The sequence below is a fragment of the Shewanella sp. BJSY2023SW005 genome (assembly GCF_047314585.1).
Classification (GTDB): domain Bacteria; phylum Pseudomonadota; class Gammaproteobacteria; order Enterobacterales; family Shewanellaceae; genus Shewanella; species Shewanella algae.
Map to the genome: position 1 here is coordinate 1 of NZ_JBKORJ010000034.1, position 25,327 is coordinate 25,327.

General features: G+C 49.8%; 41 protein-coding genes. 34 read left to right on the plus strand and 7 right to left on the minus strand.

Annotated features, from left to right (window positions below; translation table 11 throughout):
- The 29 genes from tuf to rplQ all read left to right on the plus strand — a co-directional run.
- A partial coding sequence (tuf, locus tag ACMHXI_RS10825; RefSeq protein WP_144168092.1) for an elongation factor Tu occupies nt 1-1,122 on the plus strand: 1,122 nt, incomplete at its 5' end.
- A 360-nt stretch (nt 1,123-1,482) separates the two neighbouring features.
- Complete coding sequence (gene rpsJ / locus ACMHXI_RS10830) at nt 1,483-1,794, plus strand: 30S ribosomal protein S10 (RefSeq protein ID WP_011635639.1); 312 nt, start codon at nt 1,483-1,485, stop codon at nt 1,792-1,794.
- A gap of 27 nt (nt 1,795-1,821) precedes the next feature.
- On the plus strand, nt 1,822-2,460 hold the full coding sequence (gene rplC / locus ACMHXI_RS10835; RefSeq protein ID WP_025889970.1) for a 50S ribosomal protein L3: 639 nt from the start codon (nt 1,822-1,824) through the stop codon (nt 2,458-2,460).
- A 17-nt stretch (nt 2,461-2,477) separates the two neighbouring features.
- Entirely contained in the window at nt 2,478-3,083 is a 606-nt protein-coding gene (gene rplD, locus ACMHXI_RS10840; protein ID WP_025011959.1) for a 50S ribosomal protein L4, read from the plus strand.
- Nucleotides 3,080-3,382 (plus strand): 50S ribosomal protein L23, encoded by a 303-nt coding sequence (gene rplW / locus ACMHXI_RS10845; RefSeq protein ID WP_025011960.1) that lies wholly within the window; start codon nt 3,080-3,082, stop codon nt 3,380-3,382. Before rplD ends, rplW begins: the two co-directional genes overlap by 4 nt.
- Before the next feature lie 11 nt (nt 3,383-3,393).
- The gene (gene rplB, locus ACMHXI_RS10850) at nt 3,394-4,218 is read left to right on the plus strand and encodes a 50S ribosomal protein L2 (protein ID WP_025011961.1); all 825 of its coding nucleotides are present in this window, start codon (nt 3,394-3,396) and stop codon (nt 4,216-4,218) included.
- 14 nt (nt 4,219-4,232) lie between these two features.
- The gene (gene rpsS, locus ACMHXI_RS10855; RefSeq protein ID WP_025011962.1) at nt 4,233-4,511 is read left to right on the plus strand and encodes a 30S ribosomal protein S19; all 279 of its coding nucleotides are present in this window, start codon (nt 4,233-4,235) and stop codon (nt 4,509-4,511) included.
- Nucleotides 4,512-4,526: 15 nt separating this feature from the next.
- Nucleotides 4,527-4,859: a 50S ribosomal protein L22 gene (gene rplV / locus ACMHXI_RS10860; RefSeq protein ID WP_025011963.1), complete on the plus strand. Its 333-nt coding sequence runs from the start codon at nt 4,527-4,529 to the stop codon at nt 4,857-4,859.
- Between the two features lie 9 nt (nt 4,860-4,868).
- A complete protein-coding gene (rpsC, locus tag ACMHXI_RS10865; RefSeq protein ID WP_025011964.1) occupies nt 4,869-5,558 on the plus strand; it encodes a 30S ribosomal protein S3 in 690 nt (229 codons plus the stop codon).
- Nucleotides 5,559-5,569: 11 nt separating this feature from the next.
- The gene (gene rplP, locus ACMHXI_RS10870) at nt 5,570-5,980 is read left to right on the plus strand and encodes a 50S ribosomal protein L16 (RefSeq protein WP_025011965.1); all 411 of its coding nucleotides are present in this window, start codon (nt 5,570-5,572) and stop codon (nt 5,978-5,980) included.
- On the plus strand, nt 5,980-6,171 hold the full coding sequence (gene rpmC, locus ACMHXI_RS10875) for a 50S ribosomal protein L29 (protein WP_011758342.1): 192 nt from the start codon (nt 5,980-5,982) through the stop codon (nt 6,169-6,171). The genes rplP and rpmC overlap by 1 nt, the downstream gene beginning before the upstream one ends.
- Nucleotides 6,171-6,419 (plus strand): 30S ribosomal protein S17, encoded by a 249-nt coding sequence (gene rpsQ, locus ACMHXI_RS10880; RefSeq protein ID WP_025011966.1) that lies wholly within the window; start codon nt 6,171-6,173, stop codon nt 6,417-6,419. The genes rpmC and rpsQ overlap by 1 nt, the downstream gene beginning before the upstream one ends.
- A gap of 180 nt (nt 6,420-6,599) precedes the next feature.
- Nucleotides 6,600-6,968 (plus strand): 50S ribosomal protein L14, encoded by a 369-nt coding sequence (rplN, locus tag ACMHXI_RS10885; protein WP_011494644.1) that lies wholly within the window; start codon nt 6,600-6,602, stop codon nt 6,966-6,968.
- A gap of 11 nt (nt 6,969-6,979) precedes the next feature.
- Complete coding sequence (gene rplX / locus ACMHXI_RS10890) at nt 6,980-7,294, plus strand: 50S ribosomal protein L24 (RefSeq protein WP_025011967.1); 315 nt, start codon at nt 6,980-6,982, stop codon at nt 7,292-7,294.
- 12 nt (nt 7,295-7,306) lie between these two features.
- The gene (gene rplE / locus ACMHXI_RS10895; RefSeq protein WP_025011968.1) at nt 7,307-7,846 is read left to right on the plus strand and encodes a 50S ribosomal protein L5; all 540 of its coding nucleotides are present in this window, start codon (nt 7,307-7,309) and stop codon (nt 7,844-7,846) included.
- An 11-nt stretch (nt 7,847-7,857) separates the two neighbouring features.
- A complete protein-coding gene (rpsN, locus tag ACMHXI_RS10900; RefSeq protein ID WP_025011969.1) occupies nt 7,858-8,163 on the plus strand; it encodes a 30S ribosomal protein S14 in 306 nt (101 codons plus the stop codon).
- Between the two features lie 24 nt (nt 8,164-8,187).
- Nucleotides 8,188-8,583 carry a 30S ribosomal protein S8 gene (rpsH, locus tag ACMHXI_RS10905; protein ID WP_025011970.1) on the plus strand — a complete coding sequence of 132 codons (396 nt, stop codon included), beginning with the start codon at nt 8,188-8,190 and terminating at the stop codon, nt 8,581-8,583.
- A gap of 10 nt (nt 8,584-8,593) precedes the next feature.
- A complete protein-coding gene (gene rplF / locus ACMHXI_RS10910) occupies nt 8,594-9,127 on the plus strand; it encodes a 50S ribosomal protein L6 (protein WP_025011971.1) in 534 nt (177 codons plus the stop codon).
- 10 nt (nt 9,128-9,137) lie between these two features.
- The gene (gene rplR / locus ACMHXI_RS10915; RefSeq protein WP_025889969.1) at nt 9,138-9,488 is read left to right on the plus strand and encodes a 50S ribosomal protein L18; all 351 of its coding nucleotides are present in this window, start codon (nt 9,138-9,140) and stop codon (nt 9,486-9,488) included.
- Nucleotides 9,489-9,499: 11 nt separating this feature from the next.
- Nucleotides 9,500-10,003: a 30S ribosomal protein S5 gene (rpsE, locus tag ACMHXI_RS10920; RefSeq protein ID WP_025011973.1), complete on the plus strand. Its 504-nt coding sequence runs from the start codon at nt 9,500-9,502 to the stop codon at nt 10,001-10,003.
- A gap of 6 nt (nt 10,004-10,009) precedes the next feature.
- Nucleotides 10,010-10,192 carry a 50S ribosomal protein L30 gene (gene rpmD, locus ACMHXI_RS10925; protein WP_025011974.1) on the plus strand — a complete coding sequence of 61 codons (183 nt, stop codon included), beginning with the start codon at nt 10,010-10,012 and terminating at the stop codon, nt 10,190-10,192.
- A 3-nt stretch (nt 10,193-10,195) separates the two neighbouring features.
- On the plus strand, nt 10,196-10,639 hold the full coding sequence (gene rplO / locus ACMHXI_RS10930) for a 50S ribosomal protein L15 (protein WP_025011975.1): 444 nt from the start codon (nt 10,196-10,198) through the stop codon (nt 10,637-10,639).
- Between the two features lie 7 nt (nt 10,640-10,646).
- Nucleotides 10,647-11,987: a preprotein translocase subunit SecY gene (gene secY, locus ACMHXI_RS10935; protein WP_025011976.1), complete on the plus strand. Its 1,341-nt coding sequence runs from the start codon at nt 10,647-10,649 to the stop codon at nt 11,985-11,987.
- Nucleotides 11,988-12,009: 22 nt separating this feature from the next.
- Complete coding sequence (gene rpmJ / locus ACMHXI_RS10940) at nt 12,010-12,123, plus strand: 50S ribosomal protein L36 (RefSeq protein ID WP_006083579.1); 114 nt, start codon at nt 12,010-12,012, stop codon at nt 12,121-12,123.
- A 114-nt stretch (nt 12,124-12,237) separates the two neighbouring features.
- Complete coding sequence (rpsM, locus tag ACMHXI_RS10945) at nt 12,238-12,594, plus strand: 30S ribosomal protein S13 (protein ID WP_025011977.1); 357 nt, start codon at nt 12,238-12,240, stop codon at nt 12,592-12,594.
- A gap of 14 nt (nt 12,595-12,608) precedes the next feature.
- Nucleotides 12,609-13,001 (plus strand): 30S ribosomal protein S11, encoded by a 393-nt coding sequence (gene rpsK / locus ACMHXI_RS10950; RefSeq protein ID WP_025011978.1) that lies wholly within the window; start codon nt 12,609-12,611, stop codon nt 12,999-13,001.
- Nucleotides 13,002-13,035: 34 nt separating this feature from the next.
- Nucleotides 13,036-13,656 (plus strand): 30S ribosomal protein S4, encoded by a 621-nt coding sequence (gene rpsD, locus ACMHXI_RS10955; protein WP_025011979.1) that lies wholly within the window; start codon nt 13,036-13,038, stop codon nt 13,654-13,656.
- 24 nt (nt 13,657-13,680) lie between these two features.
- Nucleotides 13,681-14,670 (plus strand): DNA-directed RNA polymerase subunit alpha, encoded by a 990-nt coding sequence (locus ACMHXI_RS10960; RefSeq protein WP_025011980.1) that lies wholly within the window; start codon nt 13,681-13,683, stop codon nt 14,668-14,670.
- A gap of 41 nt (nt 14,671-14,711) precedes the next feature.
- Nucleotides 14,712-15,110: a 50S ribosomal protein L17 gene (rplQ, locus tag ACMHXI_RS10965; protein WP_028781249.1), complete on the plus strand. Its 399-nt coding sequence runs from the start codon at nt 14,712-14,714 to the stop codon at nt 15,108-15,110.
- 64 nt (nt 15,111-15,174) lie between these two features.
- Here the strand turns inward: rplQ and ACMHXI_RS10970 are convergent, their stop codons facing one another.
- The 6 genes from ACMHXI_RS10970 to ccmA form a co-directional block, all read right to left on the minus strand.
- Entirely contained in the window at nt 15,175-16,149 is a 975-nt protein-coding gene (locus ACMHXI_RS10970) for an ABC transporter substrate-binding protein (protein WP_413734916.1), read from the minus strand.
- Nucleotides 16,150-16,252: 103 nt separating this feature from the next.
- Entirely contained in the window at nt 16,253-16,741 is a 489-nt protein-coding gene (ccmE, locus tag ACMHXI_RS10975; RefSeq protein ID WP_025889966.1) for a cytochrome c maturation protein CcmE, read from the minus strand.
- Nucleotides 16,738-16,938 (minus strand): heme exporter protein CcmD, encoded by a 201-nt coding sequence (gene ccmD, locus ACMHXI_RS10980; RefSeq protein ID WP_025011982.1) that lies wholly within the window; start codon nt 16,936-16,938, stop codon nt 16,738-16,740. Before ccmD ends, ccmE begins: the two co-directional genes overlap by 4 nt.
- Entirely contained in the window at nt 16,938-17,684 is a 747-nt protein-coding gene (locus ACMHXI_RS10985) for a heme ABC transporter permease (protein ID WP_025011983.1), read from the minus strand. Before ACMHXI_RS10985 ends, ccmD begins: the two co-directional genes overlap by 1 nt.
- Nucleotide 17,685: 1 nt before the next feature.
- A complete protein-coding gene (ccmB, locus tag ACMHXI_RS10990) occupies nt 17,686-18,372 on the minus strand; it encodes a heme exporter protein CcmB (RefSeq protein WP_025011984.1) in 687 nt (228 codons plus the stop codon).
- A gap of 12 nt (nt 18,373-18,384) precedes the next feature.
- On the minus strand, nt 18,385-19,032 hold the full coding sequence (gene ccmA / locus ACMHXI_RS10995; RefSeq protein WP_028781247.1) for a cytochrome c biogenesis heme-transporting ATPase CcmA: 648 nt from the start codon (nt 19,030-19,032) through the stop codon (nt 18,385-18,387).
- A 323-nt stretch (nt 19,033-19,355) separates the two neighbouring features.
- Between ccmA and ACMHXI_RS11000 the strand changes: the two genes are divergently transcribed.
- On the plus strand, nt 19,356-19,649 hold the full coding sequence (locus ACMHXI_RS11000; protein ID WP_025011985.1) for a c-type cytochrome: 294 nt from the start codon (nt 19,356-19,358) through the stop codon (nt 19,647-19,649).
- Between the two features lie 60 nt (nt 19,650-19,709).
- Here ACMHXI_RS11000 and ccmI read toward each other — a convergent pair whose 3' ends face one another.
- On the minus strand, nt 19,710-20,963 hold the full coding sequence (gene ccmI / locus ACMHXI_RS11005; protein WP_096142833.1) for a c-type cytochrome biogenesis protein CcmI: 1,254 nt from the start codon (nt 20,961-20,963) through the stop codon (nt 19,710-19,712).
- 453 nt (nt 20,964-21,416) lie between these two features.
- Here ccmI and ACMHXI_RS11010 point away from each other — a divergent pair, with 453 nt between their 5' ends.
- The 4 genes from ACMHXI_RS11010 to ACMHXI_RS11025 are packed head-to-tail and all read left to right on the plus strand — an operon-like array spanning nt 21,417 to nt 25,024.
- Nucleotides 21,417-23,393 carry a heme lyase CcmF/NrfE family subunit gene (locus tag ACMHXI_RS11010; protein ID WP_208184358.1) on the plus strand — a complete coding sequence of 659 codons (1,977 nt, stop codon included), beginning with the start codon at nt 21,417-21,419 and terminating at the stop codon, nt 23,391-23,393.
- A 16-nt stretch (nt 23,394-23,409) separates the two neighbouring features.
- On the plus strand, nt 23,410-23,964 hold the full coding sequence (locus ACMHXI_RS11015) for a DsbE family thiol:disulfide interchange protein (protein WP_208184359.1): 555 nt from the start codon (nt 23,410-23,412) through the stop codon (nt 23,962-23,964).
- Nucleotides 23,961-24,440 (plus strand): heme lyase NrfEFG subunit NrfF, encoded by a 480-nt coding sequence (gene nrfF, locus ACMHXI_RS11020; protein ID WP_025889965.1) that lies wholly within the window; start codon nt 23,961-23,963, stop codon nt 24,438-24,440. Before ACMHXI_RS11015 ends, nrfF begins: the two co-directional genes overlap by 4 nt.
- A complete protein-coding gene (locus ACMHXI_RS11025) occupies nt 24,440-25,024 on the plus strand; it encodes a TlpA disulfide reductase family protein (RefSeq protein WP_109248977.1) in 585 nt (194 codons plus the stop codon). The genes nrfF and ACMHXI_RS11025 overlap by 1 nt, the downstream gene beginning before the upstream one ends.
- The last annotated feature ends 303 nt before the right edge of the window (nt 25,025-25,327 follow it).

The window sequence follows — 25,327 nt, forward strand, 5'->3', positions numbered from 1 at the left end:
GACCATGGTAAAACCACTCTGACTGCTGCTATCTCAACTGTACTGTCTAAGACTTACGGTGGTGAGGCGCGTGACTTCGCAGCGATCGATAACGCTCCAGAAGAGCGTGAGCGCGGTATTACCATCAATACCTCTCACATCGAGTATGACACTCCAACTCGTCACTACGCCCACGTAGACTGCCCAGGTCACGCTGACTATGTTAAAAACATGATCACCGGTGCTGCCCAGATGGACGGCGCAATCCTGGTAGTAGCTTCTACTGACGGCCCAATGCCACAGACTCGTGAGCACATCCTGCTGTCTCGTCAGGTAGGTGTACCTTTCATCATCGTATTCATGAACAAGTGTGACATGGTAGACGATGAAGAGCTGCTGGAACTGGTAGAGATGGAAGTTCGTGAACTGCTGTCTGAGTACGATTTCCCAGGTGATGACCTGCCAGTAATTCAGGGTTCTGCTCTGAAAGCTCTGGAAGGCGATGCTCAGTGGGAAGCCAAGATCATCGAACTGGCTGAAGCACTGGATACCTACATCCCTGAGCCAGAGCGTGATATCGATAAGCCATTCCTGCTGCCTATCGAAGACGTATTCTCAATCTCTGGTCGCGGTACTGTAGTAACAGGTCGTGTAGAGCGCGGTATCATCAAAGTTGGTGATGAAGTAGAAATCGTGGGTATCCACGACACTACCAAGACTACCTGTACTGGTGTAGAAATGTTCCGTAAGCTGCTGGACGAAGGTCGTGCCGGTGAGAACTGCGGTATCCTGCTGCGTGGTACCAAGCGTGATGAAGTAGAGCGTGGTCAAGTACTGGCTAAGCCTGGTTCAATCACTCCACACACCAAGTTCGAATCAGAAGTTTACGTCCTGTCTAAAGAAGAAGGTGGTCGTCACACCCCATTCTTCAAAGGCTACCGTCCACAGTTCTACTTCCGTACAACTGACGTGACCGGTACTATCGAACTGCCAGAAGGCGTAGAGATGGTAATGCCAGGTGACAACATCAAGATGACAGTAACTCTGATCTGCCCAATCGCGATGGACGAAGGTCTGCGCTTCGCCATCCGTGAAGGTGGCCGTACAGTTGGTGCTGGTGTTGTAGCCAAGATCATCGCTTAATTGCTGATCTAAGCTATCGTAAAAAGGCGACCCCAGGGTCGCCTTTTTATTGGCCGTTTGTCAGTCGTTCAAAAACGGTTGGCAATGAGTGCTAAAGTCAGTATAATCTGCGCCACTTTTTGACAGCGTTAATGCTGTTGATAATTCCGACAGTAGGCTTGTAATCCGTAACTGGATGAGTATAATAGCCTCCTCGCTTAACTTGAGTAAGCGACAAAGTTGATTTAGCCCTAGGGGCTAAACACAAATACAGCGACTCCGATTGGGAGTCGAACGGTTAAATCATCTCGCTCTGTCTTTCCAAGAAAGGAAATGGCTAGAGGGTGATTTTTTATGTGTCCATTTTAGGAGCTCTGGTCAATGCAGAACCAAAGAATCCGTATCCGCTTGAAAGGATTTGATCATCGTTTGATTGATCAGTCTACTGCGGAAATCGTTGAAACTGCTAAGCGTACTGGCGCCCAGGTACGTGGTCCTATCCCACTGCCTACGCGCAAAGAGCGTTATACCGTTTTGATCTCTCCGCACGTTAATAAAGATGCTCGTGACCAATACGAAATCCGTACTCACAAGCGTTTGGTTGACATCGTAGAGCCAACTGAGAAGACAGTCGACGCGCTGATGCGTCTGGATCTTGCGGCTGGTGTCGACGTACAGATTAGCTTGGGTTAATTGAGATCCTTAGAAGAGGTTTGAGAGATGGCTATCGGTCTTATTGGTCGTAAAGTGGGTATGACCCGCATCTTCACCGAAGATGGCGTGTCTATCCCTGTTACTGTAATTGAAGTAAATGCAAACCGCGTTACTCAGGTGAAAACTCTGGAAAACGACGGCTACCGTGCACTTCAAGTTACTACTGGTGCCAAAAAAGCCAACCGCATCACTAAACCAGAAGCAGGTCACTTTGCCAAAGCGGGCGTTGACGCCGGCCGTGGTTTGTGGGAAATGCGTCTGGCAGACGGTGAAGGCGAAGGCATTGAAGTTGGTGCTGAGCTGAACGTAGATATCTTCGCTGACGTAGCGAAAGTAGATGTTACCGGTCAATCAAAAGGTAAAGGTTTCCAAGGTGGCGTTAAGCGCTGGAACTTCCGTACCCAGGATATGACTCACGGTAACTCATTGGCGCACCGTGCTAACGGTTCTATCGGTCAGAACCAGACGCCAGGTCGCGTATTCAAAGGCAAAAAAATGTCAGGCCACATGGGTGCTGAGCGTGTTACCACTCAAAATCTGGACGTAGTACGTGTAGATGCTGAGCGTAACCTGCTGCTGGTTAAAGGTGCTGTTCCAGGCGCTACCAATGGCGACCTGATCATCAAGCCTGCCGTTAAAGCCTAAGGTCTGAGGAGATAGTAATGGAATTGGTATTGAAAGACGCGCAAAGCGCTCTTGAAGTTTCCGAAACTACCTTCGGCCGTGACTTTAATGAAGCACTGGTTCATCAGGTAGTTGTAGCTTACGCTGCAAACGCGCGTCAGGGCACTCGTGCTCAGAAAACTCGCGCTGAAGTGACTGGCTCTGGCAAAAAGCCATGGCGCCAAAAAGGTACTGGCCGCGCTCGTGCGGGTGGTGTCAAGGGCCCAATCTGGCGTGGCGGTGGCGTAACTTTCGCTGCTAAAACCCAGGATCACAGCCAGAAAGTCAACAAGAAAATGTACCGCGGCGCTCTGAAGAGCATTCTGTCCGAGCTGGTACGTCAAGAACGTCTGATCGTTGTTGAAAAGTTTGCTGTTGAAGCTCCTAAAACTAAAGAGCTGAAGGCCAAGCTGAAAGACATGGGTCTGGAAGACGTATTGATTGTGACTTCCGAAGTTGACGAGAACCTGTTCTTGGCAGCTCGCAACCTGTACAAGGTTGATGTTCGTGATGTTGCTGGTATCGACCCAGTAAGCCTGATCGCGTTCGACAAAGTGCTGGTAACTGCTGATGCTGTTAAGCAAATCGAGGAGATGCTGGCATGATCCGCGAAGAACGTTTACTGAAAGTTATTCTGGCGCCTCACATCTCTGAAAAGAGCACTGTGGTTGCTGAGAAGAACAACACTGTAGTTTTCCGTGTAGCTATCGACGCCACTAAAGCAGAGATCAAAGCTGCAGTTGAAAAACTGTTTGAAGTTGAAGTTGATTCAGTTCGCACTCTGGTGAACAAAGGCAAAACCAAGCGTCACGGTGCCCGTGCTGGTCGTCGCAGCGATTGGAAAAAAGCCTATGTTACTCTGGCTGAGGGTGCTGACATCGATTTCGTCGGCGCTGAAGCGTAAGGAGATTACTCATGGCAGTTATTAAGTGTAAGCCAACCTCTCCAGGTCGTCGCCACGTCGTTAAAGTGGTGAACACTGACCTGCACAAGGGTAAACCTTTTGCTGGCCTGTTGGCGAAAAAATCTAAGAGTGGCGGCCGTAACAACACTGGTCGTATCACTGTTCGTCACGTTGGTGGTGGTCATAAGCAACACTACCGTCTTATTGACTTCAAACGTGATAAAGATGGTATCCCAGCGAAGATTGAGCGTCTGGAATACGATCCAAACCGTACTGCGCACATCGCGCTGGTACTGTACGCAGACGGTGAGCGTCGCTATATCCTGGCTGCCAAAGGCATGCAGGCTGGTGACAAAATCGTTTCTGGCGTAGAAGCTGAAATCAAGACAGGTAACGCCCTGCCACTGCGTAACATCCCAGTTGGTAGCGTAGTTCACGCTGTTGAAATGAAACCTGGCAAAGGTGCTCAAATTGCACGTTCTGCCGGTGCTTATGTACAAGTTGTAGCTCGTGATGGCGCTTATGCCACTCTGCGTCTTCGCTCTGGCGAAATGCGCAAAGTGCCAGTTGATTGCCGCGCGACTCTGGGTGAAGTTGGTAACGCCGAGCACATGCTGCGTCAGCTGGGTAAAGCTGGTGCCAAGCGCTGGAGAGGCGTACGCCCAACAGTTCGTGGTGTTGCAATGAACCCAGTAGACCACCCACATGGTGGTGGTGAAGGCCGTACTTCTGGTGGTCGTCACCCAGTGACTCCATGGGGTGTGCCAACTAAGGGTTACAAGACCCGTAGTAACAAGCGCACTGACAAGTACATCGTACGTCGTCGTAATAAATAGTAAGAGGATTCGCCATGCCACGTTCTCTCAAGAAAGGTCCATTCATTGACCTGCACTTGCTGAAGAAGGTAGAGAAAGCGGTGGAAGCAGGTGACAAGAAGCCTATTAAGACTTGGTCACGTCGCTCTATGATCATTCCAAACATGATTGGTTTGACCATCGCTGTCCATAATGGTCGTCAGCACGTTCCTGTGTTCGTAACTGACGAAATGATCGGCCACAAGCTTGGTGAATTCTCACCAACTCGCACTTATCGCGGCCATGCTGCTGATAAGAAAGCGAAGAAGCGCTAATACGGGAGGAGTAAGATGGAAGTTTTAGCTAAACATCGTTTTGCCCGTACGTCGCCTCAAAAGGCTCGTCTGGTAGCTGATCAGATCCGCGGTCTGCCTGTTTCCAAGGCCCTCGAGATCCTGACCTTCAGCCCCAAGAAAGCCGCCGTACTGGTCAAAAAAGTACTGGATTCAGCCATTGCCAATGCTGAGCACAATCAAGGTGCCGACATTGATGAACTGAAAGTTGGAAAAGTCTTCGTTGATGAAGGCCCAACCATGAAGCGCATCATGCCACGTGCTAAAGGCCGCGCCGACCGTATCATGAAGCGTACCAGCCACATTACTGTGGTTGTATCAGATCGCTAGGAGAGAGCAATGGGACAGAAAGTACATCCTAATGGTATCCGTCTGGGTATCACTAAGCCTTGGATCTCTACCTGGTACGCTGATAAAGCAGACTACGCTGCTAATCTGCACGGCGACTGGGAAGTGCGTAAGTTTCTCGAAGAGAAGCTGAAAGCCGCATCAGTATCTAAGATCGTTATCGAACGCCCAGCGAAAAGCATCCGCGTTACCATTCACACTGCCCGTCCAGGTGTTGTGATCGGTAAGAAAGGTGAAGACGTTGAGGTTCTGCGTGCTGAAGTTGCCAAAATTACTGGCACTCCTGCGCAAATTAACATCGCTGAGATCCGCAAGCCTGAGTTGGACGCCAAGCTGGTTGCCGATTCAATCGCTCAACAGCTGGAACGTCGTGTTATGTTCCGTCGCGCTATGAAGCGTGCGGTACAGAACGCTATGCGTCTGGGCGCTAAAGGTATCAAAGTTGAAGTTAGTGGCCGTTTAGGCGGCGCTGAGATTGCGCGCACCGAGTGGTATCGCGAAGGCCGTGTGCCTCTGCATACACTGCGTGCTGACATCGACTATTCAACCTCTGAAAGTCACACTCAATACGGTGTGATCGGCATTAAAGTTTGGGTCTTCAAAGGTGAAGTTCTGGACGGTATCATGCCTCAGATCGAAGAGCCGAAGCAGCAACCTAAGCGCAAGCCTCGTGGTAAATAGGAGAGCCGGCAATGCTGCAACCTAAACGTATGAAGTTTCGCAAAATGTTCAAAGGCCGCAACCGCGGTCTGGCGAACGGTACTGAAGTTAGCTTCGGTACATTTGGTCTGAAAGCAGTTGGCCGCGGCCGTTTGACTGCTCGTCAGATCGAATCTGCCCGTCGTGCAATGACACGTCACGTTAAGCGTCAAGGAAAAATCTGGATCCGGGTTTTCCCTGACAAGCCAATTACCTCTAAGCCTCTTGAAGTGCGTATGGGTAAAGGTAAAGGTAACGTTGAATACTGGGTATGTCAGATTCAACCAGGTAAGGTACTCTATGAAATGAATGGCGTTTCAGAAGAGCTGGCCCGCGAAGCTTTCGCACTGGCCGCTGCTAAACTGCCTATCAAGACTACCTTCGTAACTAAGACGGTGATGTAATGAAAGCGAGCGAACTGAGAGAAAAGAGCGTTGAGGAATTGAACGCTGAACTGCTTGGTCTGCTGCGTGAGCAGTTTAACCTGCGTATGCAACACGCCACTGGTCAGCTGGCACAAACTCACCAGCTGAAACAAGTGCGCCGTAACATTGCGCGCGTTAAGACCATTATTACTTCTAAGGCAGGTGCATAATGTCTGAGAAAATCCGTACTTTGCAGGGTAAAGTCATCAGCGACAAGATGGACAAGTCCATCACTGTAGCTGTTGAGCGTCAAGTTAAGCACCCAATCTACGGTAAGTACATCAAACGTACTACTAAGATCCATGCACATGACGAACAAAACCAGTGTAAAGAAGGTGATTTCGTGTCTATTCGCGAATGTCGCCCTCTGTCCAAGACCAAGTCATGGACCCTGGTTGAAGTAGTAAGCAAGGCCTAATTTTTAATTAGGTTAACTGGTAAACGGCTCCTTTTCGGGGCCGTTTGTTTTTTAATACTATCCATCCTCTATTTATGGTGTTATACTTGCGCGCCATTTTTGACCGATTTGAACGGCAAAAGTGGTGTTTATTTAGCCCCATGGTGGGGATTGTGTAGTAACGATAGCGGAGCACTTAAAATGATCCAAATGCAATCGACTCTCGATGTCGCATGTAACAGCGGCGCGCGCAGAGTTCAGTGTATTAAGGTCTTGGGTGGCTCTCATCGTCGTTATGCCGGTATCGGCGACATCATCAAGGTTTCTGTTAAAGAAGCCATTCCTCGCGCTAAAGCGAAGAAAGGTGATGTGTATAACGCGGTGGTAGTCCGTACTAAGAAAGGCGTACGTCGTCCAGACGGTTCTGTCATTCGCTTCGATCGGAATGCAGCGGTATTGCTTAACGCAAACCTTGCCCCGATTGGTACTCGTATCTTTGGACCTGTGACACGTGAACTGCGTACTGAGCAATTCATGAAGATTGTGTCGCTGGCACCAGAAGTACTGTAAGGAGCTTCAAAATGGCAGCAAAAATCCGTCGTGAAGACGAAGTAATTGTACTGGCCGGTAAGGATAAGGGTAAGCGCGGTAAGGTTACTCGTGTACTTACTACCGGTAAGTTAATTGTTGAAGGCATCAATCTCGTTAAGAAGCACCAGAAGCCTAACCCACAACTGGGTGTGACTGGTGGTATCGTTGAGAAAGAAGCACCGATTCAAGCATCTAATGTTGCGATCTTTAACCCTGTCACTGGCAAGGCGGATCGTGTTGGTTTCCGATTCGAAGACGGTAAGAAAGTCCGTTTCTTCAAATCGAACAGTGAACTCGTTAAGTAACTGGAGTAAACGATGGCGAAACTGCATGATAGATACAAAGAGACTGTTGTTGCTGAACTGACTAAAAAGTTCGGTTATACCAGTGTCATGCAAGTCCCTCGGATTGAGAAAATCACCCTGAACATGGGTGTTGGCGAAGCCGTAGCTGACAAGAAAATCATGGAAAATGCTGTCCGTGATATGACTGCTATTGCCGGCCAAAAACCAGTTGTGACTGTAGCTCGTAAGTCAGTTGCTGGTTTTAAAATCCGTGAAGGCTACCCTATTGGCTGTAAAGTGACCCTGCGCGGTGAGCGTATGTGGGAATTCTTTGAGCGTTTAGTTGACATCGCAATCCCTCGTATCCGTGACTTCCGTGGTCTGAGCGCTAAGTCGTTCGACGGCCGTGGTAACTACGCGATGGGCGTGCGCGAGCAGATCATCTTCCCAGAAATCGACTACGATAAAGTCGATAAGATTCGTGGTATGGATATTGTTATCACTACCTCTGCGAATACTGACGAAGAAGGTCGCGCTTTGCTTGATGCTTTCAACTTCCCATTCAAGAAATAAGGGGTAGCGAAATGGCAAAACTGTCAATGAAGGCACGTGAAGCAAAACGTGCAAAGCTCGTGGCCAAGTATGCTGAAAAGCGTGCAGCTCTTAAGGCTATCATCAGCAGCCCTGAGTCTTCTGACGAAGCTCGTTGGGATGCGGTTCTTAAGCTGCAAGCTCTACCACGTGATTCAAGCGCATCGCGTCAACGCAATCGCTGTAATCAAACTGGCCGCCCTCATGGTTTCCTGCGCAAATTCGGCCTGAGCCGTATCAAGCTGCGTGAAGCAACCATGCGTGGTGAAGTTCCTGGTCTGCGTAAGGCCAGCTGGTAAGCACTTGTCACGGAGTAAGCTAATATGAGCATGCAAGATCCTATTGCGGATATGTTGACCCGTATTCGTAACGGCCAAGCTGCTAACAAAGTATCTGTGAAGATGCCTTCTGCCAAACTGAAAGTTGCTATCGCAAAGCTGCTGAAAGATGAAGGTTACATCACTGACTACGCCGTAGCAGAAGAAGGCGCTAAGCCTGAACTGGAAATCACTCTGAAGTATTTCCAGGGCCAACCTGTTGTTGAGACTATCCAGCGCGTAAGCCGTCCTGGTCTTCGTATTTACAAAGGTAAAGACGAGCTGCCAAAGGTTATGGGCGGACTGGGTGTCGCAATTGTGTCCACTTCTAAAGGCCTGATGACTGATCGTGCCGCCCGCCTTGCAGGCATGGGTGGTGAGGTTATCTGCTACGTAGCGTAAGGAGCTAGGAATGTCTCGTGTAGCAAAAGCACCAGTATCTATTCCAGCCGGCGTAGAGGTGACTTTAAACGACCAAACTATTACCGTTAAAGGCGGTAAAGGTAGTCTGACTCGAGTAATCAACAGCGCAGTTAACGTTGTTGTTGAAGGTGCAGAAATCAAGTTCTCTCCTGTCGAAGGCGTTGCTAACGCTTGGGCACAGGCTGGTACTGCTCGTGCACTGATCAACAACATGGTTGTTGGTGTTTCTCAGGGTTTCGAAAAGAAGCTGAAGCTGGTTGGCGTGGGTTACCGTGCCAAAGTTAGCGGCAGCGCTCTTGACCTGACCTTAGGTTTCTCTCACCCTCTGGTTCATCAATTGCCAGCAGGCGTTACAGCTGAATGCCCAAGCCAAACAGACATCGTACTGAAAAGTATCGATAAAGAGCTGGTTGGTCAGGTTGCGGCTGAAATTCGTGGCTATCGTCCACCAGAGCCTTATAAGGGCAAGGGTGTTCGCTATGATGACGAACAAGTACGCCGTAAAGAGGCTAAGAAGAAGTAGGTAACGCGATATGGATAAGAAAACATCTCGCTTGCGCCGCGCGACTCGCGCTCGCAAGAAGATCCAAGAGCTGGGCGTCAACCGTCTGGTTGTACATCGTACACCGCGTCACATTTACGCTCAGGTAATCAACCCTGAAGCTCAGGTGTTGGCTGTTGCCTCTACTGCTGAGAAAGCAGTAAAGGAACAACTGAAGTACACCGGTAACGTAGATGCGGCCAAAGCAGTAGGTAAAGCTATTGCTGAGCGCGCGATCGAAAAAGGCGTAACTGTTGTTGCTTTCGATCGTTCTGGGTTCAAGTATCACGGTCGTGTTGCTGCTCTTGCAGAAGCCGCTCGTGAAGCTGGCCTCCAGTTCTAAGGGGTAAAACAATGGCTAAATTAGAAGCTCAGCAAAAAGACGATCTGCAAGAAAAGCTGATTGCAGTTAATCGTGTTTCTAAAGTAGTTAAAGGTGGTCGTATCTTTAGCTTCACCGCTCTGACTGTAGTGGGTGATGGTAACGGTAAGATCGGCTACGGCTATGGTAAAGCGCGTGAAGTTCCAGCTGCTATTCAAAAAGCAATGGAAAAAGCCCGTCGCAACATGGTTACTGTAAACCTGAACGAAGGCACTCTGCACCATCCAGTGAAGGGTCGCCACTCTGGTTCACGCGTTTACATGCAACCTGCTTCAGAGGGTACCGGTATTATCGCCGGTGGCGCAATGCGTGCCGTATTGGAAGTAGCAGGCGTTCACAACGTTCTGTCGAAAGCATACGGTTCTACTAACCCGATCAACATCGTTCGTGCAACTGTTGACGCTCTGGTACACATGAAGTCACCAGCGCAGATTGCAGCCAAGCGTGGCCTGAATGTTGATGAAATTCGGGGGTAATGCACCATGGCTACTAAAACTATCAAAGTAACCCAGACCAAAAGTGCTATCGGCCGTCTGCCTAAGCACAAGGCCACTCTGACTGGTCTTGGTCTGCGTCGTATTGGTCACACCGTTGAGCTGGAAGATACTCCTGCTGTTCGCGGTATGATCAATAAGGTCTACTACATGGTAAAGGTGGAGGACTAATCAATGCGTCTGAATACTTTATCTCCAGCAGCAGGCGCTAAGTCTGCACCTAAGCGTGTAGGCCGTGGTATTGGTTCTGGCTTGGGTAAGACCGCTGGTCGCGGTCACAAGGGTCAAAAATCTCGTAGCGGTGGCGGTGTACGCCCTGGCTTCGAGGGTGGTCAAATGCCACTTAAGATCCGTCTGCCTAAGTTCGGCTTTACCTCGCGTATCGCTATGGTAACTGCTGAAGTTCGCTTGAGCGAACTGGCAAAAGTTACTGGTGACGTTATCGACCTGAACGCACTGAAAGATGCGAACGTAATAACTCGCAACATCCAGTTTGCGAAAATCGTTCTTTCAGGTACCATTGAGCGCCCAGTGACCGTAAAAGGTCTGAAGGTAACCAAAGGTGCACGCGCAGTTATCGAAGCTGCCGGCGGTAAGATCGAGAATATCGAGGAATAATAGGTCGATGGCAAAACCAGGACTTGATTTAAAAAGCGCGAAAGGTGGACTTTCTGAATTGAAAGCTCGCCTCCTGTTCGTGATTGGCGCAATTATCGTGTTTCGTGCCGGTTCATTTGTGCCAATTCCTGGTATTGACGCTGCTGTATTGGCAGAGCTCTTTGCTCAGCAAAAGAGCACCATCCTGGGCATGTTCAACATGTTCTCGGGTGGTGCCCTTGAGCGCGCCTCTATTTTTGCATTGGGGATCATGCCGTATATTTCGGCCTCGATCATCATGCAGTTGCTGACTGTTGTGCATCCCGCACTCGCTGAACTGAAGAAGGAAGGTGAGTCAGGACGCAAGAAAATCAGCCAGTATACAAGATGGGGTACGCTGGTGTTGGGTACATTCCAGTCGATCGGTATTGCAACAGGATTGCCAAATCTGGTGAACGGCCTGGTGGTCGATCCTGGTTTTGAGTTCTATTTTGTTGCAGTCGTCAGTTTAGTCACCGGAACCATGTTCCTGATGTGGCTTGGCGAGCAAATTACCGAGCGTGGTATAGGTAACGGTATTTCGATCCTGATTTTCGCAGGTATCGTAGCCGGTCTGCCTTCTGCTATCGGTCAAACGGCCGAGCAAGCGCGTCAAGGCGACTTGAACGTACTGGTATTGTTGTTGATTGCGGTGATTGTGTTTGCCGTAACCTATTTCGTGGTATTTGTGGAGCGTGGTCAGCGTCGTATCGTCGTTAACTATGCCAAGCGTCAGCAAGGCCGTAAGGTGTTTGCCGCGCAGTCAACCCACCTGCCGCTGAAGGTTAATATGGCCGGCGTAATTCCGCCAATTTTTGCGTCCAGCATTATTCTGTTCCCAGGCACACTGGCTCAGTGGTTTGGTAAGAATCCGTCTATGGAATGGCTGTCTGAGGTTTCTCTCGCAGTTTCTCCTGGACAGCCGCTGTACTCTCTGTTGTATGCAGCAGCAATTATTTTCTTCTGTTTCTTCTATACCGCGTTGGTATTTAATCCACGCGAGACAGCAGATAACCTGAAGAAGAGTGGTGCGTTTATTCCCGGGATCCGTCCCGGCGAACAGACTTCGCGTTACATTGATAAAGTGATGACCCGTTTGACTCTGGCAGGCGCGTTGTATATTACCTTTATCTGTTTAATTCCGGAGTTCATGTTAATCGCATGGAAAGTACAGTTCTATTTTGGCGGTACTTCACTACTGATTATGGTAGTTGTGATCATGGACTTCATGGCTCAGGTTCAGACCCATATGATGTCTCATCAATATGAGTCTGTGATGAAGAAAGCTAATCTGGTGAACAAAGCGAATCTCGATCGCTTTGGTCGATAAGATAGCTTTACGGAGTGATGAAATGAAAGTTCGAGCTTCCGTGAAGAAGATCTGCCGTAACTGCAAGATCGTCAAGCGTAGTGGCGTTGTACGCGTTATCTGTGTTGAACCAAAACACAAACAGCGTCAAGGCTGAAAAATCTTGGCCAGCTCTTAACTGGGCTGGCCAAAAATATTGTTTGCAAACTAGTCATCTGTCGAGTATCCTTTCGGGCTTTTCACAGATGGCCTTTAACTTAAGGAGTGCATAGTGGCCCGTATCGCTGGCATTAACATTCCTGATCAAAAGCACACAGTCATTGCACTGACTGCTATCTACGGTATCGGTCGTACTCGCGCTAAAGCTATCTGCGCGGCTACAGCCATTGCCGAAGACGCTAAGATCAAGGAATTGAGCGAAGCTCAAATCGATACTCTACGCGAAGAAGTTGCCAAATACTCAGTAGAAGGTGACTTACGCCGTGAGGTTTCAATGAACATCAAGCGTCTTATGGACCTTGGTTGTTATCGTGGCCTCCGCCATCGCCGTAGCCTGCCTCTCCGTGGGCAACGTACTAAGACCAATGCGCGTACTCGCAAAGGTCCACGTAAACCAATCAAGAAGTAACGGGAAGGTAGACAATGGCTAAAGTTCCGTCACGTTCTCCGCGTAAGCGCGTACGTAAACAGGTTGCTGATGGCATGGCTCATATCCATGCGTCTTTCAACAATACAATTGTTACTATCACAGATCGTCAAGGTAACGCTCTGTCATGGGCGACTGCAGGTGGTTCAGGTTTCCGTGGTTCACGTAAATCTACTCCATTTGCTGCGCAGGTGGCAGCTGAGCGCGCAGGCACTGCCGCTCAGGATTATGGTGTTAAAAACCTTGAAGTTTTCGTGAAGGGTCCAGGTCCAGGTCGTGAGTCAGCCATTCGTGCGCTGAACGCTGTTGGTTACAAAATTACCAACATCACTGATGTGACGCCGATCCCTCATAACGGTTGTCGTCCTCCTAAAAAACGCCGCGTGTAATTGGCAGTTTCGTTAGGATAGTTGGAGAAAGATCATGGCAAGATACTTGGGTCCCAAGCTCAAGCTCAGCCGCCGGGAAGGTACTGACCTTTTCCTGAAAAGCGGTGTGAGAGCAATCGATTCGAAGTGTAAGCTGGAAGCAGCACCTGGACAGCATGGCGCTCGTAAGCCACGTCTGTCTGATTATGGCTTGCAGTTACGCGAGAAACAAAAAGTTCGTCGTATTTACGGTGTGCTGGAAAAGCAATTCCGTAACTACTACAAAGAGGCTGCACGTCTGAAAGGCAACACAGGTGAAAACCTGCTGCAACTTTTGGAAACCCGTCTGGATAACGTAGTTTATCGTATGGGCTTTGGTGCGACTCGTGCAGAAGCACGTCAGCTGGTTAGCCATAAGTCAATTATGGTCAACGGTCGTGTTGTTAACATTCCGTCATTCAAAGTGTCTGCGAATGATGTTGTAAGCATTCGCGAGAAGTCACAGAAGCAAGCCCGTATCAAGGCTGCTCTGGAAGTGGCTGCTCAACGCGAGAAGCCTACATGGGTTGAAGTCGACAGCGCAAAAATGGAAGGTGCTTTCAAGCGTCTGCCAGAACGTAGCGATTTGTCTGCGGAAATTAACGAACAGCTGATCGTCGAGCTTTACTCTAAGTAAGGCTAACAAACAAGAGAGGACACAATGCAGGGTTCTGTTACAGAATTTCTTAAACCGCGTCTCGTTGATATCGAGCAGGTTAACCCAACTCGTGCCAAGGTGACTCTGGAGCCACTCGAGCGTGGTTTCGGTCATACTTTGGGTAACGCGTTGCGTCGCATCCTATTGTCGTCTATGCCCGGCTGCGCGGTTACCGAAGTCGAGATCGACGGCGTACTGCATGAATACAGCAGTAAGGAAGGCGTACAAGAAGATATCCTTGAAATATTGCTGAACCTGAAAGGGCTGGCAGTCATTATCGAGGGTAAAGACGAGGCTATGCTCACTCTGAGCAAGTCCGGCGCAGGCCCTGTTACCGCAGCCGACATCACCCACGACGGCGATGTCACAATCGTGAACCCGGATCATGTTATCTGTCATCTGACTGGTAACAATGACATCAGCATGCGTATCCGTGTTGAGCGTGGTCGTGGTTATGTACCGGCTTCTGCCCGTGCACAAACCGAAGACGATGATCGCCCAATCGGTCGTTTGCTGGTTGATGCTTCATTCTCACCTGTTGCTCGCATTGCCTACAATGTAGAAGCAGCTCGTGTGGAACAGCGTACTGACTTGGACAAGCTGATCATCGATATGACCACTAACGGTACTATCGATCCTGAAGAAGCTATCCGTCGTTCTGCGACTATCCTGGCTGAACAGCTGGATGCCTTCGTTGAATTGCGTGATGTGACCGAGCCAGAGCAGAAGGAAGAGAAACCGGAGTTCGATCCGATTCTGTTGCGTCCTGTCGACGATTTAGAGCTAACTGTACGTTCGGCTAACTGTTTGAAAGCCGAAGCGATTCATTACATCGGAGATCTGGTACAACGCACTGAAGTTGAGCTGCTCAAAACACCTAACCTGGGTAAGAAATCTCTTACCGAGATCAAGGATGTGTTGGCATCTCGCGGACTGTCGCTAGGTATGCGTCTGGAAAACTGGCCACCGGCTAGTTTGGCAGACGACCTGTAAGTCCCAGGTTTTGTACAGATTTAGGTTATAAGGATTAGGTCATGCGCCATCGTAAGAGTGGTCGTCAACTTAACCGCAACAGCAGTCACCGCCAAGCCATGTTCCGTAACATGGCAAGTTCACTGGTTCGTCATGAAATCATCAAGACAACCGTAGTGAAGGCCAAAGAACTGCGTCGCGTAGTTGAGCCTCTGATAACACTTGCTAAAAGTGACAGCGTAGCAAACCGTCGTCTGGCGTTTGCTCGTACTCGCGACCAAGAAGTCGTAGGTAAACTGTTTAACGAACTGGGTCCACGCTATCAGGAACGTCCTGGTGGTTACACCCGTATCCTGAAGTGCGGTCTGCGTGCCGGTGATAAAGCCCCTATGGCTTACATCGAGCTGGTTGGTCGCCCAGAAGCTGCTGAAGCTGTAGAAGTTGAAGCTGCTGCTGAGTAATCTCAGGTAAGTTCTGAAAAAGCCCCGCTAACCGCGGGGCTTTTTATTTGTTCGTCGCCGAAGGTCAATCCACGAGTTCGGCCTGCTCCCTGACCCTTTCCGGCAAACTCAGTTGCCATCGCTTTAAACCACTCTCACTGAATAGATAAGCACCACTGGTATCCATCTTGGGGAATATCTCTGCCGGCATTTTGCCCGCCAGGATCTGTTTCGCTATGGTACCCGCTATGCGTCCATGTTTGTTGCCATCCAGAATATAGCCCCCAATATTGCCCTCAGGGCCGACACTGAAATGCCAAAAACCAAAATGAGGCACAGTGGCGTTGTCGTGGGTCCAACGCGCTACCTGCAGCTCATCTACCGTTTGTTGCTTATCGTCTTGCAGCGTTTGATACAGGGCCACAAACACGGCGTCATGGCCACGTTCTCTGGCACTCGAAACAGACGACTGCCAACTGCTGAACTTCTGATGTTGTTCTATATCGATTTGGTTGTTGCCTATCATCAAATTTTGGTTGAGCTTTTTGATGGAGGCTACCGCTGTATCCGAGGTATAGCCTGAGTCAAACAGTAACAAAAACTTGTGTGGTGGTTGGGTTGGCAGCATGGCCTGTGCCATCAAGAGGGAACGTTTGAACAAGGGGCGCTCCAGCACACCGGTAATGTTACCTGTATGCTTTATTCCGTAGTCACGAGGATTGCCGTTGATCCCTAGATAAACCACAGGAGTCTGGGTTTGGCTGAAGCGCTCATGTAGCAGCATCAAGGCATTGTCATCGGCGAGAAATACCAAATCGGGTTTAAGTTCCAGGTATCTTTGCCAAGCACTATCGGCCTGGATTTTAAATTGCGCTTTGGGTAGTCGCTTGGTATCGAGAGCGAAGGTGTGAAATTGGTGCTTATCACCGAGGATAGCTCTTATGCCGGCTTTATAACTTTGATCCCAGGGATATTCAGCATGGTAGGACTCAATCAGCAAGAGATTGGCGGCACCGGTTGGCAGTGAAAGCAGTAACCCCAGAAAAACCAATGCGCGCATGCTAAGTCCTTGTATCCAGCCTATAGAATTTTAGCGTGGCAGAAATTTCAGACTCTGCAAGTAATAAAAAAGCCTCCGAAGAGGCTTTTTTATCTATGGGCATTTACTTGGCGCCGCCGACCTGTTGCGTGTTGTACTCAAGCTTTTCATGGGTCTGGCCCATGGCTTCGGCAACTTCAGGTGGCATATAGTTTTCATCATGCTTGGCCAGCACTTCAGAGGCTTCTAACTTACCACCTTCAATCAATACGCCCTGAGCGACTATACCCTGGCCTTCACGGAAGAGATCAGGCAAAAGGTCATCATAAGTCACTATGATTTCGCCGCCGGCGGCATCATGTACGGCAAACTCAACATGCAGGCTTTCAGGGTCACGCACCATAGAGCCTACAGTAACCATGCCGCCCACGCGGATCCGCTGGCCCACTTCCGGCTTGATGCCAGTATCCTTTTTACCATTGACTATCTCGGTGGGAGTATAGAAGAGGTTAAGGTTGGAGTTGAGGGCATATAACAGCAAGGAAGCCACGGCAGCAACACCTGCAATCAAGGCTACAGCCAATACCAGTCTCTTTTTGCGTCTTGGGTTCACGATCTGTTACTCCGGTTTTGAGCGAGGCGTTCCTCACGTTGCACTTTGGATGCTATTTCCTGCAGTACCCGACGCTTCTTCATCGAACTGACCAGGATAAGCAGGCTAAGGGACACGAAAGTGACACCGTAGGCCAACCACACATAGAAGGCATAGCCGCCCATGTTGAAAAACTCTGCTAAAGATTGAAACTGCATTATTTGACTCCTTCGGCCTTGGCCAGTTCCCTAACCCAAGGGCGCATTCCGTTACGGGCCAGAATTTCGGCACGGAAACGCACCAGAGTGATGGCACCTATCATCAAACCAAACCCAAATATGTTGATCAATAAAGGGTAGAGCATGTCGGTAGACATGGTCGACTTTTCGGTGATTCGGATAGTGGATGGTTGGTGCAGTGAGTTCCACCATTCAACCGAATACTTAATGATAGGGATATTAATCACTCCAACTATGGCCAGAATGCCGGCGGCTCTGGCGGCCAGCACCTTGTCTTCGAATGAGGCGTAGAGGGAGATTACCCCTAGATACAGGAACAACAGCACAAGTTCAGAGGTCAGGCGTGCATCCCAAACCCACCAAGTGCCCCACATGGGTTTACCCCAGGTGGCACCAGTGAACAGAGCGATAAAGGTGACCACGGCACCAATTGGTGCGATAGAGGCGGCTGCCCAATCGGCCAGCTTGATCTGCCACACCAGGCCTATGAAGGCTGCGGTTGCCATACCCATGTAAGCTGCCATCGACATGGATGCTGCAGGTACGTGGATAAAGATAATACGGTAGCTGTCACCCTGTTGGTAATCTGTGGGAGCAAATGCCAAACCCCACACGGTTCCGGTTGCGATAAGTGCCAGGGCAAGCAGTGCAAACCAAGGCAGTAGTTTTCCTGACAGTTGATACGCCCTTTGAGGGTCGGCGTAGGGATGTAACCATTTCCACATTTCAGTTAGTACTCACTCGCAATGAGGCACCAATAGCAAAAGGTGCCAAGACTAAAGAACCGACCAGCATGGCGCCTAGAATCGCCAGCTGACCATCATAGGGTTGTTTGGATGCTGCAAAGTCGATCGCGCCGGTCGCAAAGATCAACACTGGTATATACAGTGGCAAAATCAGCAAGCTCAGCAGCACGCCGCCTTTGCGTAAGCCCACTGTAAGAGCAACACCTATGGCGCCAAGCAGACTCAATACAGGTGTCCCCAGCATCAAGGTGGCTATCAGGGCGCCGTAACTGTTGTCGTCCAGATGCAGCAGCACAGCCAACAGCGGTGCAATTATAATTAAAGGTACGCCAGTCAGTAACCAGTGAGCAAACACTTTGGCCAGTACCAACAGCGCCAGTGGCTGCGGGCTAAGCAACATCTGCTCCAGACTTCCGTCACTGAAGTCTGCCTTGAACAGCCGCTCCAGTGACAACATGGCTGCCAGCAAGGCCGCAACCCAGATAATCCCGGGAGCAATCCGGGTCAACACCTGTGGCTCAGGACCTATACCCAGCGGAAACAGGGTAACCACTATGATAAAAAACAGCAGTGGGTTAAAAATATCACCACGATGACGCACGGCAATCTGTAGATCCCGTTTCAGCAGGGTGAAAAATGCCTTGGTAAAACTAATGCCTCTGTTCATCTCTGCTAAGCCTTATACGAAGCGATAATCCAAGCGGATTTTCCGCAACCTTTCATCTGTAATGATGCCCATATCCTGGTGGGTCGTCAGAATGACGCAACCACCGGCATCGGCATGGCGAATATAGAGTTGCTCCAATTCAGCGACCCCTTTCTTGTCGATCGCGGTAAAGGGTTCATCCAGAATCCAGATTTTACAGGCGGTATGCCAGAGCCTGGCGAGTGCGGTTCGTCTGTGTTGGCCAGCAGAAAGGTGGCCTGCAAGCGCTTCTTCAAACCCGGTCAGGTTGACTTTGGCAAGGATTTCCCGTGCATCAAAGTCATCATACCCACTGATTCTTAAATTGAAGTTAAGGTTTTCCTCGGCGGTGAGTTCGCTTTTCACGCCGGCGAGATGGCCCAGATAAAGCAGGTTTTCATTGAACTCATCGCGGCAACGAGTGATAGCTTCTCCCTGAAACAGGACTTCCCCCCCGTATGGGCGCGACAGACCGGCGAGGATCCGCAGCAGGCTGGTTTTACCTGCGCCGTTGGGACCTTCAATTTGGACTATATCGCCAGGGTTGATATCGAAGCTGAGTTCATCGAACAGTATCCGCTCTTCACGAATACAAGTGAGGCTGCTTGCCGACAGCAGTGATGTAGGTTTTGGTTCTGCCACTGAGCCCTCTATAACAAGCGGTAAGGAAACACAAGAGATACTAACACATGCTCTGGCTGGGGTTTACCACTGCATCGCACTAAGTTTCAGCAATTTGATATGCTTCCAATAAAAGTGAATTTTTGGGAACTTTTTAATCTGTTACTAATATATTAATGAATTCGCGACCTTTGTCCTTATTTACAGGACAAGCTGCGATTTTAATCACAAAAAGATGAGATTTGTTGAAGTTTGTTGTACTCTTAGCGAGCTAAAATGAGTCTGCCTACTTTAACCAAGGGCAGCGTTGAGCTTTGTAAGTATTTGCATTAGGAACATTGAACATGAAAAAACTGTTAGCAATGACCGCAGTAGCTGCATTGACTATGTCTGCGAACGTGTCAGCCCAAGAAGGTGAGGCCGTTTTCAATAAAGCCTGCCAAGTCTGCCATAGCATGGGTGTTGCCGGTGCACCTAAAGCACACGATGCTGCTGCTTGGGAGCCTCGCCTGGCCAAAGGTATCGACACCCTGCTTAACAGCGTTAAGTCTGGTTTGAACGCTATGCCTCCTGGTGGCATGTGCACAGATTGTACTGATGAAGATTACAAGAACGCTATCGAGTTCATGTCCAAGTAATCAGGTATCATCATAAAAAAACCGGCATCAGCCGGTTTTTTTATGTCTGTTAATCAAGGATTACTGGATTTCGGTATCCAGCACCAGTTCGCCGCTGGCACCAACTTTAATGCTGGCCAGCTTACCTTGCAGATCGCCAGGCTGAGGCTTAACGCTGCCATGCTTGGATAATACCGCAATCACTTCAACGTCGGTTGCATCACTGAGTTTGACGTTACCGCCCATGTTGGTGGAGTCATCCAGAGTCACAGTCACAGGTAATGACTTGGCACTCACCTTGGTGGCCGCCAGTGGAACTTTGGGGCCTTCCGTCGCTCTGGCAAAGATGAACAGCATATCGGTATTACTGACCTTGGCTGCCAGTTCAGGAGCGATAGAAACATTCAGTGTTACTGTCTTGGCTGTGGCTGCCTTCAGGCCTTTATGGGCTTCATCATTCGGCATGGTGGCACCACCTTCTGCCTGCATACGCATCTTGGCGCTGTCAATGGCATTGATCAGTGCGGCACGATCCACGTCGGCTCTATCGCTGTCGAGAATAGTCTGCCAAGCGCCGATGGCCTTGTTGTAGTCTGCGGTAAAGAAAGCATCCATACCAACCAGCAGTAAAGTGGAAGGGTCTTGTGGATCCAGCTTCAGAGCCTGATCGATCAGCGACTGAACCACAGGGATCATCTGCTGGCCAGCCTTATAGTAGAGGGCGGTGGCTTTAGGACCCAGCAGCTCGGCATGTACACCCACAAGTTCGATCACTTTATCGAAGGCCGCGACTGCCTGATCATATTGCCCGGCAGAGATATAGGCGTGACCCAGGCTGAACCAAGCCTGGCTGTTTTCAGGCTCCTGTTGCACAGCTGATTCCATCATCTGTACTCGCTGCATCATGATCTGCTCAGTGCTCATACCTGCATGGGGATTCTCTGGTTGAGGCGAATCGATATTTTGATAGGCACCCAACTGCTGATAGGAGTAGCCGGCAACAACCAGTAATACAACCGACATCAAACTTGGCCAGAGTAGCCCTTTAGGCTTGGCCTGAGAGTCGAGTGATTCGTCGGCTCCTTGTTTGATGTCCTGCAGTAAGCTGACTTCCAGTTCTTTTTTCAGGGATTCAAATTCGTCTTGATCCAGCAGTTCTTCCTGGCGTTCCTTCTCCAGAATGGCTAGACGTTCATTAAACAGTTCCAGGTTGGTCTGTTTGCGGACACCGGACTCTTCAGCCTTGAGCAGCTTCTGTTGCCGGAAGTGAGGAAGCCAGATCAGCCCCAGGCTGACTAACACAACAATCGCAATAAAAATCCAAAAAGTGGTCATTATGTTTATTTCACGTTGGTTTGTGACAAAGCGGGGTTACCGCACGGCCTGACTGCAAGATTATACGGAAAGATGATTCATTGAACAGTAATATAAGCCCCCCATCTGGGTTAATGGTCATAGTTGGGCACTGGTTCACAGTTCCAAATTTCAGCAAAAAATTCAATGAAACTTCTCTAGTTAACGCCTGTCACAGCCTTGAGTCTTGCCGCCTTTTCCCTACTGATATTGGCCTCTCGGAGAATGAGAGCCGCAACCCATAATTGGTGGAAAGTGGCAGACAGGAACAAAAGCAAATACTAAAATGAGCAAAAATTCGTAATATATACCTGTTGACCGTTACGGCTTTTAAGCCGTGATTAAGTTAATAAGGTAATGGTGTGTGCCCCGTAGTTGTGCGTCTGCCCAGAATAGAAGCTTGGCAGACATTGACCTGGAAACTGAGGAAAACCCATGATCCCAGAACTTGGACATTTCTCATTGATCATAGGGATGGCGTTCGCTGTACTGCTGATGACCGTCCCCCTGATCGGTGTTGCCCGCAAAGACCAATACTTAGTGCGCTATGCCTGGCCTCTGAGTTACGGTATGTTTTTATTCATCTTTTTATCGGTAATCGCGCTGGGCTACAGCTTCGCAACCGATGACTTCTCAGTCGCCTATGTGGCCCATCATTCCAATTCTCAATTGCCTATCTTCTTTAAGATTGCAGCAGTCTGGGGTGGGCATGAAGGTTCGCTGTTGTTCTGGGTCTTCTCACTTTCTGTATGGGCCGCAGCTGTAGCCTTCTTCAGTAAGGGGTTGGAAGAGGTGTTCACCGCTCGGGTATTGGCCGTGTTGGCGATGATCACCATAGGCTTTACCCTGTTCATGCTACTCACTTCCAGTCCATTCGAACGTTTATTCCCGATCCCGGCGGAAGGACGTGACCTTAACCCCATGCTGCAGGATGTGGGTCTGATCTTCCACCCGCCTATGCTGTATCTGGGTTATGTGGGTTTCTCTGTCAGCTTTGCTTTCGCCATCGCCGCACTGATGAGCGGTCGACTCGATTCTGCCTGGGCTCGTTGGAGCCGCCCTTGGACTCTGGCCGCCTGGATTTTCCTCACTGGTGGTATCGCACTGGGCTCCTGGTGGGCATATTACGAGCTCGGCTGGGGCGGTTGGTGGTTCTGGGATCCGGTTGAAAACGCATCCTTTATGCCATGGCTGGTCGGTACAGCGCTGGTTCACTCCTTGATAGTGACAGAGAAACGCGGTGCCTTCCGTAACTGGACAGTACTCCTGTCTATCTTTGCCTTCTCCCTGAGCTTATTGGGTACCTTTATCGTTCGTTCTGGTGTGCTGACCTCAGTGCACTCCTTTGCGGCAGACCCAAGCCGGGGTATGTTCATTCTACTGCTGCTTGGCTTGGCCATAGGCGGTTCGCTGACACTGTTTGCTTTCCGTGCCAGTGAAATGAGCAGCCCTGCCCGTTTTGAGCTGAAATCCAAAGAAACCATGCTGCTGGTTTGTAACGTATTGCTGACCGTAGCGGCTGGTACCGTATTGCTTGGTACCCTTTACCCGCTGCTGATCGATGCTTTGGGCATGGGTAAGATTTCCGTTGGCCCACCATACTTCAATGCAGTATTTGTTCCCATCGTGCTGGTACTGTTCGCCTTTATGGGTATTGGCCCCATCATTCGCTGGAAAAAATCCAAGCAGGGTGAGCTCAAACGTCAATTGTTAGTGCCTGCGATCATTTCAGCTGTACTGGGCGTGATAGCGCCATTTATTGCCGGTGGTGAGTTCAACATCTGGGTTGCACTGGGTATAGGTGCGGCTGTCTGGATTGTGCTGGCGACTCTGCGTGCCGGTTACAACGTGATTAAAGCGAAAGACGGCAGTGTCAGTTTGGCGCGTATGGGCCGCAGTGAACTGGGGATGATCATCGCCCACCTGGGTATTGCTGTCTCTGTAGTGGGGGCCACCATGGTGTCCAACTACTCTATTGAGAAGAGTGTGCGCATGGGCCCAGGCGTCAGCCATGAGTTGGCCGGTTACACCTTTAAGTATCTGGAAACCCGTAACGTTGTTGGCCCTAACTACACGGCACAGCAAGGGCAGGTTGAAATACTGAAAGATGGCGAAAAGATTGCTCTGTTGCAGCCGGATCGTCGTCAATACAATGTTCGCACCATGGATATGACAGAGGCCGGTATCGACTGGGGGCTGTTCCGGGATCTCTATGTCACTATGGGCGACCCTGTAAGCCGTACTGAGTTTGCAGTGCGACTGAACTACAAACCTTTTGTTCGTTGGTTGTGGTTTGGCGGTATCTTTATGATGGTTGGTGGTTTCTTTGCGGCTTCAGATAAGCGCTATCGTGCCAAGGCCCGCGCTGAAGAAGCGGCTGCAGCCAAGAAAGCCAAACTGGCAACAGCCTGAAACAGGTAAGAAGAAGATGAAGAAGCTAATACTTTTTATTCCACTGATATTGTTTCTTTTGATGGGGCTCTTCCTTTACAAGGGACTGTTCTTGAATCCGCAGCAGTTGGATTCTGCGTTGGAAGGTAAGCCTGTGCCTGCCTTCCAGCTGGAGAAACTGGAAACGCCGGGAGAGATGATCACCAACGAAGATCTTAAAGGTAAGGTATCTATGCTGAACGTATGGGCGACTTGGTGCCCATCCTGTAAGTATGAACATCCCTACCTGATGCAGTTGGCTCGACAAAACTTGGTGCCCATCTATGGCATCAACTACCGTGACGAGCGGGCGCTGGCGGTAAGGGAACTCTCTCGCCAAGGCGACCCCTACACGTTGAATATCTATGACAAGGACGGTCGTCTCGGTCTGGATCTCGGGGTATATGGTGCGCCGGAGAGTTTCATCGTGGATCACAACGGTGTCATTCGTTATCGCTATGCCGGGCCGGTAGATATGCGGGTTTGGAAAGAAACCTTGTATCCCATGATCCAACAGTTGCAGGCCGAGGCCGCTAAGGATAAAGCGTCATGAGAAAGTTGTTGCTGAAAACCTTTGCTGTTGCGGCGCTCCTGCTCGGTTATGCCGCTCAGGTGGCGGCAACGCCGGTGGATACCTTCGAGTTCAGTTCTCCTGATAAGCAGAAGCGGGCATTGTCGCTGGCTCATGAGCTGCGTTGCCCCCAGTGTCAGAATCAAAACCTGATCGATTCCAACTCACCGGTTGCCCGCGATCTGCGTCTTGAAGTGTACAAGATGGTGGAAGAGGGCAAGGCTGATGATGAAATCGTCCAGTTCATGACCAGTCGCTACGGCGAATTCGTTCTCTATAAGCCAAGGCTTGAGACCAAGACCTACGTCCTTTGGCTGGGCCCTGTGGCGTTACTGTTGTTCGGTGGTTTGATTGGCTTTATTTTCATCCGCAAACAGCGTACTACCGGTGGTAAAGCGCTCGAACTGTCTGCCGAAGAACAACGCCAGTTGGATGAGCTATTGAAGCGAGACAAGTAATGAGCAAACTCAGATACTCATTACTCTTGCTGGCGTCCCTGTCTCTGGGGGCGCAGGCTTATCCCGGTATGCAGCCGAAGGATCACAATCAGATCCAATCCAGTGTCGACAAAATCAATGTGCTACCCCACAGCTTCCCTCTGGAAGTGGTTCCCTTCCAGGATAAAGCCGGTAACCAATTGAATTTCAGTCAACACAAGGGAAAAGTGGTGTTGGTCAACATCTGGGCTACTTGGTGTCCTCCCTGTGTCAGAGAGTTGCCTGCTCTGGAACGGCTTGAAGGGCTGTTCAGTGATAAGGAGTTTGCCCTGCTGCCGATTTCCATCGATCAGGGTGGCCAGGAGCAAGTGGCCAGTTTTCTACAATCCCTGGGGATGGCAAATTTCCGCAGTTACTACGACCCACAAATGCAGTTGGGGCAGATATTCCCACTCGATACTATCCCGGCGACCTTTATTCTTAATGGTAAAGGGGAGCTGATTGCCTTTGTCCGTAGTTTCGTCGACTGGGGTGACCCAAAGGCGATAGCCTTACTCAAAGGCTTTATTGAACAGGAAAATGCACCCAAGTCGGCCGCAAACTGAGTAAATTAGGGCGTAAAATAGCCATAATTGCAGAAAAAGATCGTTTTTGCCTAAAAGATCGGCAAGCGATCTTTTTTCTTATGAAAAGCCCTTGCACAAAAGTTTTGGCTCCCTATAATGCGCTCCCACTGACACGGCACAGCGACAACGCGAAAGACGTGACAGGGTCGAAGAAAAACGGCTCTCGAGTCCTTTCAACGACAGGCGAAAAAAAGATGGTAAATACCTCTTGACGCCGCAGCAGGAAAGCGTAGAATACGCAGCCCTGACCCGATGGCCACAGCGCCTAAGGGATTGCTCTTT

Bases quoted from the DNA above. Each gene is read 5' to 3' on its own strand.
- rpsJ (WP_011635639.1), top strand. From the start codon at position 1,483: ATGCAGAACCAAAGAATCCGTATCCGCTTGAAAGGATTTGATCATCGT.
- rplC (WP_025889970.1), top strand. From the start codon at position 1,822: ATGGCTATCGGTCTTATTGGTCGTAAAGTGGGTATGACCCGCATCTTC.
- rplD (WP_025011959.1), top strand. From the start codon at position 2,478: ATGGAATTGGTATTGAAAGACGCGCAAAGCGCTCTTGAAGTTTCCGAA.
- rplW (WP_025011960.1), top strand. From the start codon at position 3,080: ATGATCCGCGAAGAACGTTTACTGAAAGTTATTCTGGCGCCTCACATC.
- rplB (WP_025011961.1), top strand. From the start codon at position 3,394: ATGGCAGTTATTAAGTGTAAGCCAACCTCTCCAGGTCGTCGCCACGTC.
- rpsS (WP_025011962.1), top strand. From the start codon at position 4,233: ATGCCACGTTCTCTCAAGAAAGGTCCATTCATTGACCTGCACTTGCTG.
- rplV (WP_025011963.1), top strand. From the start codon at position 4,527: ATGGAAGTTTTAGCTAAACATCGTTTTGCCCGTACGTCGCCTCAAAAG.
- rpsC (WP_025011964.1), top strand. From the start codon at position 4,869: ATGGGACAGAAAGTACATCCTAATGGTATCCGTCTGGGTATCACTAAG.
- rplP (WP_025011965.1), top strand. From the start codon at position 5,570: ATGCTGCAACCTAAACGTATGAAGTTTCGCAAAATGTTCAAAGGCCGC.
- rpmC (WP_011758342.1), top strand. From the start codon at position 5,980: ATGAAAGCGAGCGAACTGAGAGAAAAGAGCGTTGAGGAATTGAACGCT.
- rpsQ (WP_025011966.1), top strand. From the start codon at position 6,171: ATGTCTGAGAAAATCCGTACTTTGCAGGGTAAAGTCATCAGCGACAAG.
- rplN (WP_011494644.1), top strand. From the start codon at position 6,600: ATGATCCAAATGCAATCGACTCTCGATGTCGCATGTAACAGCGGCGCG.
- rplX (WP_025011967.1), top strand. From the start codon at position 6,980: ATGGCAGCAAAAATCCGTCGTGAAGACGAAGTAATTGTACTGGCCGGT.
- rplE (WP_025011968.1), top strand. From the start codon at position 7,307: ATGGCGAAACTGCATGATAGATACAAAGAGACTGTTGTTGCTGAACTG.
- rpsN (WP_025011969.1), top strand. From the start codon at position 7,858: ATGGCAAAACTGTCAATGAAGGCACGTGAAGCAAAACGTGCAAAGCTC.
- rpsH (WP_025011970.1), top strand. From the start codon at position 8,188: ATGAGCATGCAAGATCCTATTGCGGATATGTTGACCCGTATTCGTAAC.
- rplF (WP_025011971.1), top strand. From the start codon at position 8,594: ATGTCTCGTGTAGCAAAAGCACCAGTATCTATTCCAGCCGGCGTAGAG.
- rplR (WP_025889969.1), top strand. From the start codon at position 9,138: ATGGATAAGAAAACATCTCGCTTGCGCCGCGCGACTCGCGCTCGCAAG.
- rpsE (WP_025011973.1), top strand. From the start codon at position 9,500: ATGGCTAAATTAGAAGCTCAGCAAAAAGACGATCTGCAAGAAAAGCTG.
- rpmD (WP_025011974.1), top strand. From the start codon at position 10,010: ATGGCTACTAAAACTATCAAAGTAACCCAGACCAAAAGTGCTATCGGC.
- rplO (WP_025011975.1), top strand. From the start codon at position 10,196: ATGCGTCTGAATACTTTATCTCCAGCAGCAGGCGCTAAGTCTGCACCT.
- secY (WP_025011976.1), top strand. From the start codon at position 10,647: ATGGCAAAACCAGGACTTGATTTAAAAAGCGCGAAAGGTGGACTTTCT.
- rpmJ (WP_006083579.1), top strand. From the start codon at position 12,010: ATGAAAGTTCGAGCTTCCGTGAAGAAGATCTGCCGTAACTGCAAGATC.
- rpsK (WP_025011978.1), top strand. From the start codon at position 12,609: ATGGCTAAAGTTCCGTCACGTTCTCCGCGTAAGCGCGTACGTAAACAG.
- rpsD (WP_025011979.1), top strand. From the start codon at position 13,036: ATGGCAAGATACTTGGGTCCCAAGCTCAAGCTCAGCCGCCGGGAAGGT.
- ACMHXI_RS10960 (WP_025011980.1), top strand. From the start codon at position 13,681: ATGCAGGGTTCTGTTACAGAATTTCTTAAACCGCGTCTCGTTGATATC.
- rplQ (WP_028781249.1), top strand. From the start codon at position 14,712: ATGCGCCATCGTAAGAGTGGTCGTCAACTTAACCGCAACAGCAGTCAC.
- ACMHXI_RS10970 (WP_413734916.1), bottom strand. From the start codon at position 16,149: ATGCGCGCATTGGTTTTTCTGGGGTTACTGCTTTCACTGCCAACCGGT.
- ccmD (WP_025011982.1), bottom strand. From the start codon at position 16,938: ATGCAGTTTCAATCTTTAGCAGAGTTTTTCAACATGGGCGGCTATGCC.
- ACMHXI_RS10985 (WP_025011983.1), bottom strand. From the start codon at position 17,684: ATGTGGAAATGGTTACATCCCTACGCCGACCCTCAAAGGGCGTATCAA.
- ccmB (WP_025011984.1), bottom strand. From the start codon at position 18,372: ATGAACAGAGGCATTAGTTTTACCAAGGCATTTTTCACCCTGCTGAAA.
- ACMHXI_RS11000 (WP_025011985.1), top strand. From the start codon at position 19,356: ATGAAAAAACTGTTAGCAATGACCGCAGTAGCTGCATTGACTATGTCT.
- ccmI (WP_096142833.1), bottom strand. From the start codon at position 20,963: ATGACCACTTTTTGGATTTTTATTGCGATTGTTGTGTTAGTCAGCCTG.
- ACMHXI_RS11010 (WP_208184358.1), top strand. From the start codon at position 21,417: ATGATCCCAGAACTTGGACATTTCTCATTGATCATAGGGATGGCGTTC.
- ACMHXI_RS11015 (WP_208184359.1), top strand. From the start codon at position 23,410: ATGAAGAAGCTAATACTTTTTATTCCACTGATATTGTTTCTTTTGATG.
- nrfF (WP_025889965.1), top strand. From the start codon at position 23,961: ATGAGAAAGTTGTTGCTGAAAACCTTTGCTGTTGCGGCGCTCCTGCTC.
- ACMHXI_RS11025 (WP_109248977.1), top strand. From the start codon at position 24,440: ATGAGCAAACTCAGATACTCATTACTCTTGCTGGCGTCCCTGTCTCTG.